We start from the raw sequence: 16684 nt of genomic DNA, 5'->3' as shown, positions 1-16684 counted from the left end.
GCGGTCACAACCGGGTTGAGGGAAGTTGCGCGGCCTGGGCCGCAGCCGCGTCGTCGATCATCTCGACCTCGGCACCGGGCCGTAAGGTCTGAACGCCCTCGATCACGATCCGCTCGCCGGGCTCAAGATCGGCATCGACGAGAATCGCGTCGCTGTCGCGCTGCCGGATCGTCGCGTCGACCCGCTCGGCCTTGCCATCGCGGACCGCCCAGACGAACGCGCCCTCGCTCGACCATTGCAGCGCAAGCGGATCGATGGACACGAGCGTTTCGCCGGGAAAGCTGAGCGCCACGGAGAATGCCATGCCCGCCCGCAGGCGATCGTCTGTATTTTCGACCCGAGCCTGCACCCGGAGCGTCCGGCTGGTGCGGTCCACTACGGTGTCGACAGCGCTGATCTCACCCTCGAGGACGGTATCCTCGAGCCCAAGCGGAGACACGTCCACGGTCATGCCGAGATCGACCCTGTTGACCACACGCTCGGGGATCCGAAAGTCGATCAGGATGACCGAACGGTCCGTGATCGTCACGATTGGTTCCTGCGAGCCGATACGCTCGCCGACCTCCACATCGACGATGCCGACAACACCGGATATCGGGGCAAGCACCTGCCGCCGCTCGAGATCGAATGCCGCCTCACGTTCGGCCAGCTCGGCGGTGCGGAGCGTCAGCTGCGCCTCGCGGGATGCAACTTCGCTGATCGCCCCCGACCCGCGCAGCTGGCTGATCCGGTCTTCATCGACACGGGCATCCTCGAGAATGAGCTTCGCGCGTTCGAGCGCGATCTGCTCGGCCTCGTCGTCGAGTTGCGCCACAAGATCGCCCGCTTCCACAGGCTGCCCGGCCGTGATGGGAAGATCGGTGATGAGACCCGTGGCCTCGGACCGAACCGTGACGGAGCGGATCGCGCGCCCGTCGCCGATCGCGGTCACGCGATCCTCGATCATGCGTTCCTCGACCTCCGCCGAAACGACGCGGGTGCTGCCGCCGAAGCCGCGCCCACCGTCACCCGAAGAGGCAGAGGCGTCCTGCATCTCGACCCCGAGGAGCTCCAGAACCCCCAGTCGATCCAGCATGGGCTGCGCCGCCGGAACATAGGCGATCCAGAGGTAGAGCGCCGCGGCAAGCGCGGCGCCGGACAAAAGCAATTGGCGTATCAGTGACAACGTAGGAATATCCGCATTTGCGCCTCGAGGCTTCGCGCGCCAAGCGTGAGTATAAGGCATGTGGCGCGAGGTGCCATGCCAACACGCCGAAGTGATACGGGCGCGGAAAATCTCAGCAAATAGGGTATGACTGCGAGGCGCAAGCGCAATCCGCCGTCGGCGCACCCTTGGCGCGTCGCGGTGATGCCCCATGCAGCACATGAGGGCCGCAGCCGCTTTGACATCCCCTCTGCCCGCGATAGCGTAGCAAAATGGCTCAGCTTCTCGTCGTCTATCATTCGAAAACCGGTGGCAGCCGCCAGATGGCCGAGGCCGCTGCGGACGCGGCGCGAGACGAAGTGGAAACCGTGATCAAGACGGCCGCAGAGACCGGACCGGACGATCTTCTGTCAAGCGACGGCTACATCTTCTGCGCCCCTGAGAATCTGGCAGCGATTGCCGGTGTCATGAAAGACTTCTTCGACCGCTGCTATTATCCCGTTCTGGGCAAGATCGAGGGTCGCCCCTACGCTCAGATGGTCTGCGCGGGATCGGACGGAGAAAACGCGGCGCGGCAGACAGCGCGCATCGCCCAGGGCTGGCGCCTGAAGGAGGCGCAATCCCCCATCATCGTCTGCACGCACGCGCAAACGCCCGAACAGATCCTGGCGGAGAAGCGCATTTCAGAAGATGATCTCGCTCAATGCCGCGACCTCGGCGCTGCAATGGGGGCGGGTCTTGCGATGGGCGTGTTCTGACCCACGGGTGACCACTTGTTGGCGACCGGCGCTCGGTCACTCCGGGTCCGGCAAGAATAGTGAACGGATCATGCGATGCATCCTTGCGACATGCATCGCCGCTGCGGCCTCAGAGCCGAGGCTTTCGGCAAGAAGCCCGAGCACGCCGAGCTTGTCAGCCCAGGCAACGATCAAGGGCGCGGTCTCGAACCGGGCCGATCCGGTCAAAGGCAAGTCATCTGGCCAATGGGTCGCATCGCGCAATGCGTTTTCGGCAGCCTCGCAAGCCCGATCGCCCACCGAGCGCAAGGCACTCGTCAAAGGCTCGTACAGGTCGGGAGATATTCCCTGCAGAAACGCCAATGCGCCCGCGGCCCGCGCCCGAGCGATCAGATCAGGCGTTCCAATGATCCGCGCGTAGCCTGCAAGATCGTAGATGCGTTGCAGCCCGATGCGGGATTTGTCCGCGCCCTCGTGCCAATCCTCAAGCATCTCCAGAAGCACGCCGCTCTGCCGGTGCTCGGGGTCGGGCATTAGTTCAAGCCCGCCGGTCGGCACGCCCAAGGCCAGCGAAGCCAGCGCAAGACGGGTGCGTTCCATGCGAAAACGCGCATCACCGGACAGATCGCGCAGACTGCTCCGCAGCCCGTCCGGGCCGGTGAGCGTTCCGTTCAGATGGAACGGCGCTTCCGGCGCACCGTCACTCGTCCGGCGGAGCGCTCGGGCGAGCGGCCGCCAAGCGCGAGCGTCCGCTTCAAGAGATCGGACTCCTCGGCCGAGAGCGTCCCCGCACCGAGCACCTCGACACGTCCGTCCGCGACTGCGGCCGCGAGTCCTTCGCGAGTCGGATGTCCATCGAGCTGCCCACGAAGGCGCAGTTCGGTCTCGCCGAGCACCGTCAAAACCGCGCTGTAGCGCACTGTGACCCGCTCCTCCTGACCAGCCAGCGCGGCCTGCACGATCGTCTTCGCCTCGGCGGGAAGCTGGGCTGAAAAGATCGCGGCATAAGGGGGCATTCCCGAAGTGCTTTGCGCCTCGATCCGGGTATTGGCGCCAATTTCGAGCGCAGCCTGCACGCCCTCCACCGCAGCGAAGGTCAGTTGAACAGGCGCATCGTGCAACGCCTCCAGCGCGGACCGCACGGCTTCGAGGCGCGCGTCGGACACCATCCATTCTGTCGACACGCTCAGGAATGCGATCTCTCCCGCCTCTATGAGACTGACGCGGGGTTGTCCGTCGGGATTTTTCTGGATGGAGGGCGCGAGGGGCAGAAACGCGTAGCGCGCGCCCTCCTGGTCCAAAGGCCATATGACAAGATCGCCGAGGTCCTGGTAGCGGACTGGCATGATATCGGCGGAAAATATTGGATGGAACGGGCCTGAAAAGCCCGATGACTCATCTGTCACGGCCGTCACTCAATCAAATTCGTGCCGGAAATCCCGGCGATGAAAAATCTTTTCGAACCGCAGAAGCGGCCTTGATAACAAAACGGCAAACGCCGCATGATATTAAAATTCAGTGGCTTGCGGTCATAAAAATGCAAAAAAGCAGACCGCACGATAACGATATTGCGAAAGGTTACGCCGAATCGCGCTTCAAATCAAGCTTCAGTCGTTCAAGATGACCGCGTTGGTCCGACCGAACGCGTCAGCTTTTGGGGAAAGTTTCTTAGATTGTAGCGGCTTCCGATGCCCTTCCAGATAGGCTGGAAGCGCCCGCGGGAAGGAACGGCAGCGATAAGGCCGAACCGTTGAACCGGCCTCGTCAGTTCAGTTCTGTAGATCCTCGTAGAAGGCGGTGTAGCGGCGGTGCTGGGAGATATCGCGGCTTTGCTCGTAGGCGCCTCGTTTCCGCGACAGCGGATCGACGATCGCGGCGTCGCGCGCCGCGGCGAGGTTGGGGTCGGGGCGGTCGAATTCCGGTCTGACGGTCATGGGTCGCTCCTGTTTTGCTGGCCACTTAACCGACAGCGTCACCGCCCGGTTCCGCCGCTCGATGCGCGGCATCCTGTCGCCTGCCACGCTTACCTCTCCCGAGTGCGCCACAAAGCGCCTATATGAATTTCAGAAAATACTGAAATCCGTGGAGCGCTTTGTATGAGAACAGAAAACGAGTTCATTTTGCACTTCGGCGAGATGGGGTCCCGCTGGGGCATCAATCGCACCGTCGGGCAGATCTACGCGCTTTTGTTCCTCAGCGAAGCGCCGCTCTGCGCCGACGACATCTGCGAGCGGCTGGGATTCTCCCGCTCCAACGTCTCGATGGGCCTCAAGGAATTGCAGGCCTGGCGCCTCGTGCGCCGCCGCGACGTTCCGGACGACCGGCGCGAGCATTTCTCGACGCCCGACGATCTCATGACGATCGTGCGCACGCTCGTCGAGGAGCGCAAGCGCCGCGAGATAGATCCGACCCTGTCGAAATTGCGCGAACTGGAGATCGAAGGGCAGGACGCCTCGGACTACGCCTCCGCGCGCATTACCGAACTCCGCCAGCTCATCGAGGAACTGACCAATCTCTACGAGGATCTCGCACGGATCGAGACCGAAAAGCTGCGGACGCTTCTAAAGGCGGGCAGCACGCTGTCGAAACTCGTGACCGCGACGGGCCGCGTGATCCCGCTGCGCGGCGGCAGCGACACGAAGGAGGCCAACTGACATGATGGACACGCTACTTCTCTCGCGCCTGCAATTTGCGGCGAACATCTCGTTTCACATCCTGTTTCCGACGATCACCATCGCGCTCGGCTGGGTGCTTTTGTTCTTCAAGGTCCGCTTAAACCAGACGGGCGAAGAACGCTGGATGGACGCCTACCGCTTCTGGGTGAAGGTCTTTGCGCTGTCCTTCGCGATGGGCGTCGTCTCGGGCATCACCATGTCCTTCCAGTTCGGCACCAACTGGCCGGGCTTCATGGAGAGCGTCGGCAACATCGCCGGGCCTCTTCTCGCTTACGAGATCCTGACGGCCTTTTTCCTCGAGGCCGTGTTCCTCGGCATCATGCTCTTCGGCTTCCGGCGCGTTCCCGGCTGGGTGCATACGCTCGCGACTTTCCTCGTCGCATTCGGCACGACCATGTCCGCCTTCTGGATCATCGTCCTCAACAGCTGGATGCACACACCTGCGGGCTTCGAGATGCGCGAGGGCGTAACCCACGCGACCGACTGGCTGGCGATCATCTTCAACCCGTCGATGCCCTATCGCCTCGTACACATGCTGCTGGCGTCGGGCCTGACCGTCGCCTTCCTGATCGCGGGGCTTTCGGCCTTCCGCTGGCTGCGCGGAGACCGTAGCGACGAGGTCCGCACGACCCTGCGCTTCGGCCTGATGGCGGGTGCGCTGCTCATTCCGCTGCAGATCCTCGCAGGCGACATGCACGGGCTCAACACGCTCGAACATCAGCCGGCGAAGGTCGCCGCGATGGAGGGCAACTGGGAGACCGGCCCGAACGTGCCGCTTCTTCTCTTTGCGGCGCCCGACGAAGCCGCGCGCGAAAACCGGCTCGAACTCGGCATTCCCTCGGGCGCGAGCCTCATCCTCAAGCACCACCCTGAAGGCGTGGTGCCGGGCCTCAACGACTTCGTCAGCGAGGAAGGAGAGGTGCTGCACCCGCCGGTCGCGCCCGTGTTCTACGGCTTCCGTGTGATGGTCGGCACCGGCATGGCGATGCTGCTTCTGAGCTGGGGCGCGCTTGCGCTCATGGCGCGGCGCAAGCCCGGTGCGAGCGGCGGCTGGCTCGCCACGCGCCGCGGCCTCGACGGGTTGCCGCGTCCGGTGATCTGGGCCGCGCTCGCCATGACCTTCTCGGGCTGGCTGGCAACGCTTGCGGGCTGGTACGTGACCGAGATCGGTCGGCAGCCCTGGCTCGTGACCGGCGTCCTGCCGACCGAAGCCGCCGTGACCGACGTCGCACCCGCGATGGTGCTGAGCACCTTCATCGCCTATCTCGCGGTCTACGCGGTCCTGACAGCGGCGTATATCGGTGTGTTGTTCTATCTCGCGGGCAAGAAGGCCCGCGGGACACCCGCCCCTGAACTCGCTGCCGAGAACCGGCCCGGCCCTGATGGCGTCGGCGTCCTGCAGCCCGCGGAATAAGGAGAGCTTTCATGATGACCCTCTTCGGAGATCCTGCCATCTGGCTTCCTGCGACCTTCGCGGTGCTGATGGGTATCTCGATCCTGATCTACGTGATCCTCGACGGGTTCGATCTTGGCGTGGGCCTTCTGTCACCGCTTGCAACCGAGGCGGAGCGCGATCGCATGATCGCCTCGATCGGACCCTTCTGGGACGCCAACGAGACATGGCTCGTGCTGGCCATTGGCCTCCTTCTGGTGGCCTTCCCCTCGGCGCATGGCCTGATCCTCTCAACCCTCTACTTGCCGGTGGCGGTCATGCTGATCGGGCTCATCCTGCGCGGGGTCGCGTTCGAATTTCGCGCCAAGGCCCCCGCCGGACAGAAGCGCAGCTGGGATCACGCCTTTTTCGCCGGCTCGCTGATGGCCTCGCTCAGCCAGGGCTACATGCTGGGAGCCTATGTCCTCGGCCTCGCGCCCGGCTTCGGCGCGAAGGCCTTTGCCGCATTGACGGCCATCTTCCTCACCGTGGCCTACAGCTTCATCGGTGCGACCTGGCTGATCTTCAAGACGGAGGATTCGCTGCAACGTAAAGCCGTGAGCTGGGCGCGCGGCGGCATCTGGGGTGTTCTGGGCGGGCTCGGAGCGGTCTCCATCGCCTCGCCCCTCGCGTCCGAGCGGATCTTCGAGAAATGGTTCTCCTTTCCCGAGATCGTGCTTCTCGCGCCGATGCCGCTGGCCTTCGCGGCGCTCGCGGCGCTGCTGGTGATCGGGCTGCGCCACCTGCCGACGAAGAACGACAGCTGGGCCTGGTTTCCGTTCGCTGCGACGGTCGCCCTGTTCGGCCTCGCCTTCGTGGGGCTGGCCTACTCGTTCTACCCATACGTCGTGCCGGACCAGCTCACGATCTACGCCGCGGCAGCCGCGCCCGAGAGCCTGATCATCATCCTTGTCGGCGCGCTCTTCGTGCTGCCTGTCATCAGCGGGTACACGGCGCTCTCCTACACGGTGTTCCGCGGCAAGGCGACCGAACTCAGATATGACTGATCCCTGAGAAGGGGCGCAAACTGCGCCCCTTCTGACCCGTGCCCGTCTCAGAGAGCGAAGCCGTGATTGTCAAATTCGGCGCCGTCCTCCGGGCGGATCGTCTCGCCGTTCAGCGAAAGGATCCGATAGCCTGAGACCGCCTCGACCCGGCTCGACAGCGCCGCGCCCCCTGCCCCTTCGATCCGGCCAGCCTCGCGGGCCGAGCGCCCGTCGAGATGCAGGATCGCACCGCTTTCCTTGGAGGTCGCACGCGCTTCGGAGCCGTGGGCGGCGATGGACGAGACATAGCCGCCAAGGGCCGCACCTTCCGCGATCCGGTGTTCCTGCCCGTCCTCTACGAGCCACAAAACCGATGCAGGATCGCCCCGCGCTTCGTCCGCTACCTGCCCGCCGACATAGAGCCGCCCGGCATGATCCATCGCCAGGTGGCGGAGCGAAACGCCCTCGCTCCCCGGCCAGACATCCATCGGCTCGACACGGCCTGACGCGAAGTCGAAACTCAGCACCTGGCTGCGAAAATCATGAAGGTTGAGCGGCGTGCGCCCATAGGCCGGATGAGTCTCGAGCCCGCCGAGCGCGATGAAGAAAAGATCGCGTTCCGGATGCCGGGTGATCTCGTGTGGCCCCGGCCCCGGCAGGTCGATCTGCCCGATCCGGCGGGGCACGCCCTCGCAACGATAGACGCCGAGCGCGCCTTGCAAAGTCTCGAGGTCGTTCTCGGTGACGATGACGTGGCGACCATCGGCGGTGAAGGCCCCGTGCCCGAAGAAATGCCGCCCCTCGGGCGCATCGATCCGGCCAACGATTTCAAGCGTCGCCTCGTCGATCAGCGCAAACCGCGTGCCGGGGCGGCGCGGAAAGACCACGACGCGCGATCCGTGCGCCGCCATACCGTGCGCCCTGAAATCGAGGGGCACGCGGTCCAGCAGTCGCCCGGTCTCGGAATAGAAGGCCGCCTTGCTGAGCTCAGTCGCGGCTTGCGTCTCTATGCCGACATAGACCGCGCGATCCGCAGGTTGACCGAGCGCGCGGCCGCAGGCGACCACGCCGAGCCCCAGCGCTGCGTGACGCAGGAGCGTCCGGCGGCTGAGGGGCTCAATCGCCATCAGCGGCAGAGAACCCGGCTGTCAGCCCGAGGGATTCGGCGAGTCCGGCTTTGAGGTAGGCCTCTTGGAACACCAACAGCTCGCCGTAGCGGCGCAGCGTCGCGGCCATCTCGCCATCCGCCTCGGCGATCTCGACAAGGCTGCGCGTCTCACCTTGCAGCGTCTCGGCGACACTCCGGGCAGTCTGGCCATGCATGTAATGATCCATGAGCCCTCCAGCCTCAGGGGTCATTTCAAAAAAGCCTCCCGGAACTTCGTAGAGGTCCGCGAGCCCCGAAAAACTCGCCCTGATGCTCTCGAGGCCAAGACCGCTCGCGACCGCCTCGGTGCGTTCGGGATAAGTCTCGCCCGGTTCGGCCCCGAGCCCGCGCGCGATCTTGTTCTTGCGGATGCGGTCGGTCGACACCACCAGACCCGACAGGAATTCGCGGATGAGATCGTCGACGCTGCCATAGGTCTCGTTTCCCTCCGCCGCGCTGTCGAAGGCATCGCGAAAGGGCGCGCCCGGCGTCCATTCATCGACGAAGCCTTGCGCCAGCTCATCCTGATAATCGGCAATGGCGCGCGCGAGATCGCAGGAATAGCTGCCCGGTGTGAGGTCGGACTGCACCAGATCCTCGAGCGCCGTGAGGTTCACCAGAGCGATCGACCGCCCTTCGAGCGCCCCCTCCTCCAGCATCGCCGGATCCTCGTCGTTCTGAGCCGCGAGCACCGCGCGGCGTGAAAACCCCTTGGGGTCGGGCCAGAGCTGCACGCGCATCGGACCTTCCGCCTCCGTGACCGGGCCGAGTTGCACCAGCCCGGCGCGCTGCCAGGCCAGAAAGAGATCCGCGTAGCCGTCACGCACCTCGTCAAGCGCACCGTCGCTGCCGCAATAGTCCCCTAGCGCGGAAGTCAGCCGGGCCGCGGCCTCTTCCTGCGTACGGTATGCGGGCAAAATGAACTCCTCGGCCGTGACGGTGAGACCCTTCTGCAAGATCCGGGCCTCTTCAGGCGTGAACCGGCTCTGCGCGACGCCGAGCGTCGGAACAAGGCAAAGGGTCAAGGTCAGAAGGCGCATCAAAGACTCCCGAGGAATTGCAGGATTTGCTCGCGTTCGTCGGCAGTGAAGGCTGCGAAGGCATCGCGGGACGCGCGCGCTTCTCCGTCATGCCAGAGGATCGCTTCTTCGAGCGAGCGAGCCCGGCCGTCATGCAGAAAGTAGGTATGCCCGCTCACCGTTTCCGTAAGGCCAATACCCCAAAGCGGCGGCGTGCGCCATTCGGAGGCCGCGACATCGCCGGTCGGTGTCCGGTCGGCCAGTCCTTCTCCCATGTCATGCAGAAGGAAATCGCTGTAGGGCCAGATGAGCTGGTTGCGCTGTTCGGGCGCGGCACCGCTGGCAGTGGCGTATTTTGGCACATGGCATGAGGTGCAGCCCGCCTCGTAGAACAGCGCCTTGCCCGCCAGGACATCCGGCGCACCGGGATCACGCCGGGCCGGAACGGCGAGATTGGCAGAGTAGAACGTCACGAGGTCCAGAAGGTCGTCGGCGATCTCGGGCGCGCCGTCATCGTCGCCGTGAAACGCGTTCCGGCAATCGCCCTGCGCCTCGGTGCAGTCGCCATAAGCCGCCGCGATAAGCCGGGTCGAAAGGCCCACATCGTTCGAGAACGCGATCGCCGATTGCTCGAGGATCGAGCCCGCCGTCGCCTTCCAGCCGAAGCGGCCGAGGGTGCCATCTTCGAGGATGTGCGGGCGGCCCGAGATGCCGTCCCCATCCGTATCCTCCGCATCGACATAGGCGCGGATGTCCTCGGGCTGGATCGCTTCGATGAGGCCAAGCCCGATCATCGGCGGCGCGATGCGCGGCTTCAAGGCAACGCCGGGCGCAAGGTCGGCGTCGGTCTTGTAGACGGGATGTCGCAGCACGACGCGCGTGCCGTCGGGATATTCGAACGGCACGGCCTCGTAGCTGACACTGACCTTGCCTTCGGCTGCCATGCCGGTCACCGCCTGATCCTGGAACTGGTGCCCGAAGACGGGGTCGGGCGCGCCCGACGGATCGCTCAATGCAAAGAGCATCGAAACCAGGTTGCTGTCGCCCTCTTCGGGCGGATGGCCGCGACCGTCCTTGATGTGACAGCCTTGGCAGGAGCGTGCGTTGAAATACGGGCCAAGACCGTCCGAGCCTGTGGTCGAGGACGGCGCGGCGACCCAAGGGCGATCGAAGACGCCGTTGCCGACGAAGAAATCAGACCGTTGCTCGAAGCTCAGCGCGGCGGAGGGCAGCGAGAACGCGTTCGCGTCGAGGCGCTCGGTATTTGTGCCAGAGCCGCCCTGGTAGAGCTCGAACTGCTCGGCCTCGCTGAAATCCTGTGTCGGGGCGAGGATGCGTGCCTTGCGCTCCGCGGCGGTCTCGGCGTTCGCAAGTGTCGTGACACCGGCAAGGAACGTGGCGGCCCAGAGGCCCGTGATCGCGCCGCGTTGCATGACTGCTCCTTGAAAGGGACCGGGGGCCGCTTCCGTAAAGCGCCCCCCTCCATAGATCTCGAATGTCGCGGGCTTACTGGAAGACCGCGCCCGGATTATCGAGCGAGTCCGATCCTTCGACGTTGATCTCGGAGGCGTCGAGCGTCGCAACCAGCGCCTCGATCGTGCGCGTCTGGTCCACCAGCGCGTCAATCCCGCCTTGCACGAGCGCGTTGCCCTTCTCGTTGCCGTAGCCGATCATCTGGTCGTAGGATTCCGTGCCCGTATCGGCGCGATCCTTGATCGCACCCATCGCCTCCATCGTCGCGTCGAGCTTCGCGGTCATCTCTTCATGCAGGGCCGGGTCGACCGATTGCACGAGATCCGCGAGGGAGGGCACGGACGTCTCGGTGCCGTTGAGCGCGGTATAGCTCCCGAGATAGACGTTCTGGATGCCCTTGGCGTCGTAGAAATGCGAATTGTGCGTGTTGTCGGCGAAGCAATCATGCTCCTCCTCGGGATCGTGCAGGATGAGGCCGAGCTTCATGCGTTCACCCGCCAGCTCGCCGTAGCTCAGCGATCCGAGCCCGGTCAGGATCGTGGCGATCCCCTCGCCATCCGACATCTCGTTGAGATTGGTGCGCGCCTCGCCATCCTCGCCCCAGGCTGCGACGATATCCTCGAGGTCGGAGACGAGCAGATCGGACGCGGCTGCCAGGTATTCCGCGCGGCGTTCGCAATTGCCGTTGGTGCAGTCATCCGCCGCGTAATCGGTCCATTCGCGTTGGCCTGCGCCGGCATCGGTGCCGTTCAGGTCCTGACCCCAGAGCAGGAACTCGATGGCATGGTATCCCGTGGCCACGTTGGCCTCGACGCCGTCGATCTCGTGCAAGTCTTGAAGAAGCCCGGGCGTGATCGTGCCTGCATCGACGGATTGCCCGCCGACCGAGATCTCGGGATTTGCGATAACGTTGGCGCGGAAGAAGTTGTTCTCTTCGCTGGTCTCGCCGTAGAGCGAGGTGTCGACGTAATCGATCAGGCCCTCGTCGAGCGGCCAGGCGTTGACCTTGCCTTCCCATTCATCGACGGCCGGATTGCCGAAGCGGTAGGCTTCGGTCTGCTGGTAGGGCACACGCGCATCGAGCCATGCCGCCTTGGCTTCCGCGAAGCTTTCTTCGGACGGGGACGAGATGAACGCATCTATCGCAGCGTCGAGCGCCCGCGCCGCGTCGAGACTGTCGGTATATTTCGCCTCGGCCAGATCGGCATATCCGTCGATCACGTCCCGCGCCGATTGCGCCTGCGCCATGCCAGCACCAAGTGCCAGCACCGATGCGAATGAGATGAAGCCCGTTGAGCGCATGATCGCGTCCCCCTGTTGATATCGAATTGTTGACTTGTTTGGTCGGGATAATGATCGCAGTCAATACCCAATTATTTTTGTCAGACGATTCGATCGACAGCGATCGTCACTCCCCCAAAGGTCTGCAATCGCGTTGCGCAAGGACGGATCCGGCGGGTATCCTCGCACCCGACATAGATTTTCCGAGGCACAGATGAGCGGCACTTACTACGCGCCCAAGGGCGGCCACCCCGGTCAGGAGCAGCTCCTTTCGGGCCGCGCGGTCTTCACCGAAGCCTATGCCGTGCTACCCCGAGGCACGATGCAGGACATCGTGACGAGTTATCTTCCGGGCTGGAGCGATACGCGTCTTTGGGTGCTTGCGCGCCCGCTCTCGGGCTTTGCGGAGACATTTTCGCAATACATCATGGACGTCGCGCCGGGCGGCGGCTCTGCCGACCCCGAGACCGATCATCGCGCGGAGGCCGTGCTTTTCGTGGTGGACGGCACAGCGAGCCTGACGGTGAATGGCGAGCCGCACAGCCTCACACCGGGCGGTTACGCCTATCTGCCGCCTTCTTCAAAATGGCAGCTCTTCAACGAGGGCGACGCCCCCCTGCGCTTCCACTGGATCCGGAAAGCCTACGTGCCAGCCCCCGGCTTGGCCGAGCCGGATGTGCTGATCCTGAACGAGGCCGACATCGCGCCGACGCCGATGCCGGGAACGGAGGGCAGATGGGCGACGACGCGCTTCGTCGATCCGGCGGACATGCGACATGACATGCACGTCACGATCGTTACGCTCCAGCCCGGTGCGGTGATCCCGTTCCTCGAAACGCATGTGATGGAGCACGGTCTCTACGTGCTCGAGGGGAAGGCGGTCTACCGGCTCAATACCGACTGGGTCGAGGTCGAGGCGGGCGATTTCATGTGGCTCCGCGCCTTCTGCCCGCAGGCGTGCTATGCAGGCGGGCCCGGCCCGTTCCGCTACCTGCTTTACAAGGACGTGAACCGACACGCCCCGCTAAGCCTCTAGCGGGCGACCTCGAACGGCGCGTCGAACCAATGCTCCTCGAGGTTCGCGCCCGCGCCGATCCTGTCCACCACCGCGAACAATCCCGGCGCGGCGAGCGGCGTGAGAACCCCGTGCCATGTGCCCCGGTGGTAGTTCACGCCCTGCCCCGGCGCGGTCAAAAACGCGCGCGGCACGCCCGGCACGCCGCCCTTGTCCGGGGCAACGATGACAAGGAACGGCTCCTGCGTCATCGGCAGGAAAGCCTGGCTTCCCTCCGGATGCCGCTCGACCATCTCGAGGCGCATGGGCAGGCTTCGCGGCTCGGCATCAAAAAGGCTGATCCCGGCGCGCCCATCGGCGAAGTCAAGCGTCGCCCGGTCGTGATACCGCCCGCAAAGCCCCTGGTTGATGATCTTGTCAGGCGCGCCCGAGATCTCCAGCACGTCGCCAAAGGGCGCGAAGGCCTCCGTTGTCAGCGGCTCCATGCGAATAACCCGGCTCATGCGCCAAGCTTGTCCAGAAGGCGCAGCTTGGCGATACGCTCCACCTGCCGGCAGGCCGTCTCGAACTCCGTGGCGCGGTCATTGTTCAGCCGATCCTTGAAGGCCTGCATGATCGTCGCCTTCGTGTTGTCCTTGACCGCGATGATGAAGGGAAAGCCGAACTTCTCGGTGTAAGCCTCGTTCATCGTGGTGAACGCCTCGCGTTCCTCGTCGGTCAGCGCGTCAAGCCCCGCCGACGCCTGCTCCGCCGTGGACTCGGCCGTGAGACGCTTCGCTGCGGCAAGTTTGCCCGCGAGATCCGGGTGCGCCTTCAGAACCTCGAGCCGGCGCGACTCCTCGGCCGAACGGAAGATCCGCGCAAGAGCATTATGCACGCCCGCCGCGCAATCATGTGCGGGGCCAAGCTCGAGATCATGCGCGCGCTCGGCGATCCAGGGGCTGTGCTCGAAAATGCCACCAAATTCGGCGACGAAGCTCTCGCGATCCATCTCTGAGGGACGCTGGCGGGGCGTGGGCGGATGCTCCCGCGCCCAATGCTCCGCGATCTCGGCGCGCGTCGCGAACCAGACCCCTTCATGCGCCGCCATGTGATCGAGCGCGCGTTTCAGCGCCATCGCGCGGCCGGGCCGCCCGATCAGGCGGCAATGCAATCCGATGGACAACATCTTCGGCGCACCCGCCTCGCCCTCTGCATAGAGCATGTCGAAACTGTCTTTCAGATAGCCCTCGAACTGAGTGCCATCGGTGAAGCCCGCCTGGATCGCAAAACGCATATCGTTGCAATCCATCGTGTAGGGCACGATCAGCTGATCGCGGCCTCCCGCCTTCACCCAATACGGCAAGTCATCAGCGTAACTGTCTGCGATATAATCGAAATCCCCCTCTTCCGCCGCAAGCCGCACAGTCTCCATCGAGCAGCGCCCGGTATACCAGCCGCGTGGGGGCGCACCGGTCACCTCCGTATGCAAGCGGATCGCCTCGCGGATCTGCGCGCGCTCTTCCTCGGGGTCCATGTCCTTGTGCTCGATCCATTTGAGCCCGTGGCTCGCGATCTCCCAGCCGGCCTCCTGCATCGCGGCGAGCTGCTCCGGCGCGCGCGCAAGCGCGGTCGCGACGCCGTAGACGGTGATCGGCAGATGCTTCAGCAGTTCGTGGACGCGCCAGAACCCGGCGCGCGCGCCGTATTCGTAGATCGTCTCCATGTTCCAGTGCCGCTGACCGGGCCAGGGCTGCGCGCCGGTTATCTCGGACAGGAACGCCTCGGAGGCCGCATCGCCGTGCAAGATGTTGTTCTCGCCACCTTCTTCGTAATTCAGCACGATCTGTACGGCGATCTTCGCGCCGTTCGGCCAGTTCGCATGAGGAGGCTTCGGCCCATGGCCGCGCATGTCTCGCGGATAGCGTGTCACGATCGATGTCCCTTCTGTCCCGTCCCAACATAGATCGCGGAGCACGCCGCGAGGATCAAGTCGGATTGGCAAGCCTGCGCGCGACAGGCATAGAGAGACGTGACAGCGAAGGAGTGGTTCATGAGCGGTTTCCTGACGACGCATGTGCTCGATACGGCGCGGGGATGCCCGGCAGCCGGGCTTGCAATTGCGCTTTATCATCTGGACGGGTCCGAGCGGACGCTGATCGCCGAGGCGGTCACGAATGCCGACGGGCGCACGGACACGCCGATCCTTCCGGTAGAGAACTTCAAGACTGGCAGCTATGAGCTTGTTTTCCTTGCAGGAGACTACCTCAGACACGCCGGCCTTGCGGCGGAAGAGCCGCTGTTCCTGGACGAGATTCCAATCCGCTTCGGCATGTCGGATGCAGACGCGCACTACCACGTGCCGCTGCTTCTCTCGCCCTATGGCTACTCGACCTATCGCGGCAGCTAATTCGTCTGCCTATTCCATAGCCGCACAGGGGCGTTACCAATGCACGCCCCGAAAGAGCGGGCACAAGGCGTTTGCGGGCACCGTCTGCATGCCACAAAATAAGGCGACACGCGCGCATCCGCGCTCGCAAGACGTTCGGGGACAGGCTTCATGTACGATCTGGCAATCATCTGGGACTGGATCGCCTTTTCGGTCCGCTGGCTGCATGTCATCACCGCCATGGCGTGGATCGGCGCATCCTTCTACTTCATCGCGCTAGACCTCATGCTACGCGATGCGCCCGACCTGCCAGAAGGCGCGGCGGGCGAGGAATGGGAGGTGCATGGCGGCGGCTTCTACCACACAACCAAATACCTCGTGGCCCCGGATCGGCTGCCCGAGCATCTGACCTGGCACAAATGGCAGAGCTATTCGACCTGGCTGTCGGGCGCGGCGCTCTTGATGATCGTCTACTGGGTCGGCGGCGAGCTTTACCTCATCGATCCGGGCAAGGCGGACCTCGCGCTCTGGCAGGGCATTTTGATCTCCGGCGGCTCTCTGACGCTGGGCTGGCTCGCCTACGACGCGCTCTGCAAGTCGAAACTGGGCGAGACGCCGACGGCACTGATGCTCATCCTGTTCGTCATTCTGACCACAATGTCATGGGGTTACGCGCAGATCTTCACAGGCCGCGCGGCGCTTTTGCATCTCGGCGCCTTCACGGCGACGATCATGACCGCGAACGTGTTTCTCATCATCATGCCGAACCAGCGGGTGGTCGTGGCCGATCTCAAGGCGGGCCGGAAGCCCGATCCGAAATACGGCAAGATCGCCAAGCTGCGCTCGACCCATAACAATTACCTGACGCTGCCGGTCGTCTTCCTGATGCTGTCGAACCACTACCCGCTGGCCTTCGCGACCGAATATGCCTGGATCATCGCCAGCCTCATTTTCCTGACCGGCGTGACGATCCGTCATTATTTCAACACCTTGCACAAGACCGGGACCGGGCCGCACTGGACCTGGGCGGTTACGGTGCTGATCATGATTTCGATCGCCTGGCTTTCGACCTTCTCGGGTAACGAGACCTATGAGGACGCCGCCGCGCGCGAGATGACGCCGCACGAGACCCGGCTTGCCTCTGCGGCGGGGTTCGAGGACGCCTATTACGCGGTCGTCGGCAATTGCTCCATGTGCCATGCGCGCGAGCCCTCCTGGACGGGCATTCACCGCGCGCCGAAGAACGTCGTGCTCGAGACCGAGGCCGATGTCGCGCGCCACGCCCGGCAGGTTTACCTGCAAGCCGGGCGCAGCCACGCGATGCCGCCGCCAAATGCGTTCGAGATGGACGCGGAGGCCCGCGCGCAGATCGTTGCCTGGTATCGCGGCACGGCCTCCGAATAATAT

At 64.3% G+C, this 16684-nt stretch carries 18 protein-coding genes; 8 read left to right on the top strand and 10 right to left on the bottom strand.

All coding sequences use genetic code 11. The features are described from left to right. Nucleotides 1-4: 4 nt before the first annotated feature. Nucleotides 5-1165, bottom strand: coding sequence for an efflux RND transporter periplasmic adaptor subunit (locus FIU91_RS06850; RefSeq protein ID WP_152461926.1), 1161 nt, complete (start codon nucleotides 1163-1165; stop codon nucleotides 5-7). Between the two features lie 251 nt (nucleotides 1166-1416). Between FIU91_RS06850 and FIU91_RS06845 the strand changes: the two genes are divergently transcribed. After that, a complete protein-coding gene (locus FIU91_RS06845; protein WP_152461925.1) occupies nucleotides 1417-1902 on the top strand; it encodes a flavodoxin family protein in 486 nt (161 codons plus the stop codon). A 36-nt stretch (nucleotides 1903-1938) separates the two neighbouring features. Here the strand turns inward: FIU91_RS06845 and FIU91_RS06840 are convergent, their stop codons facing one another. Together FIU91_RS06840 and FIU91_RS06835 are read right to left on the bottom strand one after the other, a co-directional pair. Beyond that, entirely contained in the window at nucleotides 1939-2481 is a 543-nt protein-coding gene (locus FIU91_RS06840) for a hypothetical protein (protein ID WP_152461924.1), read from the bottom strand. 71 nt (nucleotides 2482-2552) lie between these two features. Continuing rightward, entirely contained in the window at nucleotides 2553-3227 is a 675-nt protein-coding gene (locus tag FIU91_RS06835; protein WP_152461923.1) for a hypothetical protein, read from the bottom strand. 17 nt (nucleotides 3228-3244) lie between these two features. Between FIU91_RS06835 and FIU91_RS06830 the strand changes: the two genes are divergently transcribed. Then, nucleotides 3245-3505, top strand: a complete 261-nt coding sequence (locus FIU91_RS06830; protein WP_152461922.1) for a hypothetical protein — start codon at nucleotides 3245-3247, stop codon at nucleotides 3503-3505. Between the two features lie 145 nt (nucleotides 3506-3650). Here the strand turns inward: FIU91_RS06830 and FIU91_RS19370 are convergent, their stop codons facing one another. Then, nucleotides 3651-3815 carry a hypothetical protein gene (locus FIU91_RS19370; RefSeq protein ID WP_172974955.1) on the bottom strand — a complete coding sequence of 55 codons (165 nt, stop codon included), beginning with the start codon at nucleotides 3813-3815 and terminating at the stop codon, nucleotides 3651-3653. A gap of 162 nt (nucleotides 3816-3977) precedes the next feature. Here FIU91_RS19370 and FIU91_RS06825 point away from each other — a divergent pair, with 162 nt between their 5' ends. The 3 genes from FIU91_RS06825 to FIU91_RS06815 are packed head-to-tail and all read left to right on the top strand — an operon-like array spanning nucleotide 3978 to nucleotide 6995. Continuing rightward, a complete protein-coding gene (locus tag FIU91_RS06825; protein WP_152461921.1) occupies nucleotides 3978-4535 on the top strand; it encodes a GbsR/MarR family transcriptional regulator in 558 nt (185 codons plus the stop codon). A 1-nt stretch (nucleotide 4536) separates the two neighbouring features. Next, nucleotides 4537-5970: a cytochrome ubiquinol oxidase subunit I gene (locus FIU91_RS06820; RefSeq protein ID WP_254702058.1), complete on the top strand. Its 1434-nt coding sequence runs from the start codon at nucleotides 4537-4539 to the stop codon at nucleotides 5968-5970. A gap of 14 nt (nucleotides 5971-5984) precedes the next feature. Beyond that, on the top strand, nucleotides 5985-6995 hold the full coding sequence (locus tag FIU91_RS06815; protein WP_152463673.1) for a cytochrome d ubiquinol oxidase subunit II: 1011 nt from the start codon (nucleotides 5985-5987) through the stop codon (nucleotides 6993-6995). Between the two features lie 47 nt (nucleotides 6996-7042). Here the strand turns inward: FIU91_RS06815 and FIU91_RS06810 are convergent, their stop codons facing one another. The 4 genes from FIU91_RS06810 to FIU91_RS06795 form a co-directional block, all read right to left on the bottom strand. Then, nucleotides 7043-8101: a DUF1513 domain-containing protein gene (locus FIU91_RS06810; RefSeq protein WP_152461920.1), complete on the bottom strand. Its 1059-nt coding sequence runs from the start codon at nucleotides 8099-8101 to the stop codon at nucleotides 7043-7045. Next, nucleotides 8091-9161 (bottom strand): imelysin family protein, encoded by a 1071-nt coding sequence (locus FIU91_RS06805; protein WP_152461919.1) that lies wholly within the window; start codon nucleotides 9159-9161, stop codon nucleotides 8091-8093. The genes FIU91_RS06810 and FIU91_RS06805 overlap by 11 nt, the downstream gene beginning before the upstream one ends. Then, entirely contained in the window at nucleotides 9161-10573 is a 1413-nt protein-coding gene (locus FIU91_RS06800) for a di-heme oxidoredictase family protein (protein WP_152461918.1), read from the bottom strand. The genes FIU91_RS06805 and FIU91_RS06800 overlap by 1 nt, the downstream gene beginning before the upstream one ends. Nucleotides 10574-10646: 73 nt before the next feature. Continuing rightward, nucleotides 10647-11915 (bottom strand): imelysin family protein, encoded by a 1269-nt coding sequence (locus FIU91_RS06795; RefSeq protein WP_152461917.1) that lies wholly within the window; start codon nucleotides 11913-11915, stop codon nucleotides 10647-10649. A gap of 193 nt (nucleotides 11916-12108) precedes the next feature. Between FIU91_RS06795 and FIU91_RS06790 the strand changes: the two genes are divergently transcribed. Next, a complete protein-coding gene (locus FIU91_RS06790; RefSeq protein WP_152461916.1) occupies nucleotides 12109-12930 on the top strand; it encodes a bifunctional allantoicase/(S)-ureidoglycine aminohydrolase in 822 nt (273 codons plus the stop codon). Here FIU91_RS06790 and FIU91_RS06785 read toward each other — a convergent pair. After that, nucleotides 12927-13412 carry an ureidoglycolate lyase gene (locus FIU91_RS06785; RefSeq protein WP_152461915.1) on the bottom strand — a complete coding sequence of 162 codons (486 nt, stop codon included), beginning with the start codon at nucleotides 13410-13412 and terminating at the stop codon, nucleotides 12927-12929. The two genes, FIU91_RS06790 and FIU91_RS06785, sit on opposite strands and share 4 nt — an antisense overlap. Continuing rightward, the gene (puuE, locus tag FIU91_RS06780; protein ID WP_254702057.1) at nucleotides 13409-14821 is read right to left on the bottom strand and encodes an allantoinase PuuE; all 1413 of its coding nucleotides are present in this window, start codon (nucleotides 14819-14821) and stop codon (nucleotides 13409-13411) included. The genes FIU91_RS06785 and puuE overlap by 4 nt, the downstream gene beginning before the upstream one ends. 120 nt (nucleotides 14822-14941) lie before the next feature. On the opposite strand from puuE, the gene uraH reads away from it, so the two are divergent. Then, entirely contained in the window at nucleotides 14942-15298 is a 357-nt protein-coding gene (gene uraH, locus FIU91_RS06775; RefSeq protein ID WP_152461914.1) for a hydroxyisourate hydrolase, read from the top strand. Between the two features lie 150 nt (nucleotides 15299-15448). Next, nucleotides 15449-16681 (top strand): urate hydroxylase PuuD, encoded by a 1233-nt coding sequence (locus tag FIU91_RS06770; RefSeq protein WP_152461913.1) that lies wholly within the window; start codon nucleotides 15449-15451, stop codon nucleotides 16679-16681. Nucleotides 16682-16684: the final 3 nt, after the last annotated feature.

Source organism: Roseivivax sp. THAF30, from assembly GCF_009363575.1.
In the GTDB taxonomy this organism is placed as follows: Bacteria; Pseudomonadota; Alphaproteobacteria; order Rhodobacterales; family Rhodobacteraceae; genus Roseivivax; species Roseivivax halotolerans.
This window is presented reverse-complemented; position numbering and strand designations above follow the sequence as displayed.

Coding starts and splice junctions, on each gene's coding strand:
- FIU91_RS06845 (WP_152461925.1), top strand. CDS start 1,417: ATGGCTCAGCTTCTCGTCGTCTATCATTCGAAAACCGGTGGCAGCCGC.
- FIU91_RS06840 (WP_152461924.1), bottom strand. CDS start 2,481: ATGGAACGCACCCGTCTTGCGCTGGCTTCGCTGGCCTTGGGCGTGCCG.
- FIU91_RS06835 (WP_152461923.1), bottom strand. CDS start 3,227: ATGCCAGTCCGCTACCAGGACCTCGGCGATCTTGTCATATGGCCTTTG.
- FIU91_RS19370 (WP_172974955.1), bottom strand. CDS start 3,815: ATGACCGTCAGACCGGAATTCGACCGCCCCGACCCCAACCTCGCCGCG.
- FIU91_RS06825 (WP_152461921.1), top strand. CDS start 3,978: ATGAGAACAGAAAACGAGTTCATTTTGCACTTCGGCGAGATGGGGTCC.
- FIU91_RS06820 (WP_254702058.1), top strand. CDS start 4,537: ATGATGGACACGCTACTTCTCTCGCGCCTGCAATTTGCGGCGAACATC.
- FIU91_RS06815 (WP_152463673.1), top strand. CDS start 5,985: ATGACCCTCTTCGGAGATCCTGCCATCTGGCTTCCTGCGACCTTCGCG.
- FIU91_RS06810 (WP_152461920.1), bottom strand. CDS start 8,101: ATGGCGATTGAGCCCCTCAGCCGCCGGACGCTCCTGCGTCACGCAGCG.
- FIU91_RS06805 (WP_152461919.1), bottom strand. CDS start 9,161: ATGCGCCTTCTGACCTTGACCCTTTGCCTTGTTCCGACGCTCGGCGTC.
- FIU91_RS06800 (WP_152461918.1), bottom strand. CDS start 10,573: ATGCAACGCGGCGCGATCACGGGCCTCTGGGCCGCCACGTTCCTTGCC.
- FIU91_RS06795 (WP_152461917.1), bottom strand. CDS start 11,915: ATGCGCTCAACGGGCTTCATCTCATTCGCATCGGTGCTGGCACTTGGT.
- FIU91_RS06790 (WP_152461916.1), top strand. CDS start 12,109: ATGAGCGGCACTTACTACGCGCCCAAGGGCGGCCACCCCGGTCAGGAG.
- FIU91_RS06785 (WP_152461915.1), bottom strand. CDS start 13,412: ATGAGCCGGGTTATTCGCATGGAGCCGCTGACAACGGAGGCCTTCGCG.
- uraH (WP_152461914.1), top strand. CDS start 14,942: ATGAGCGGTTTCCTGACGACGCATGTGCTCGATACGGCGCGGGGATGC.
- FIU91_RS06770 (WP_152461913.1), top strand. CDS start 15,449: ATGTACGATCTGGCAATCATCTGGGACTGGATCGCCTTTTCGGTCCGC.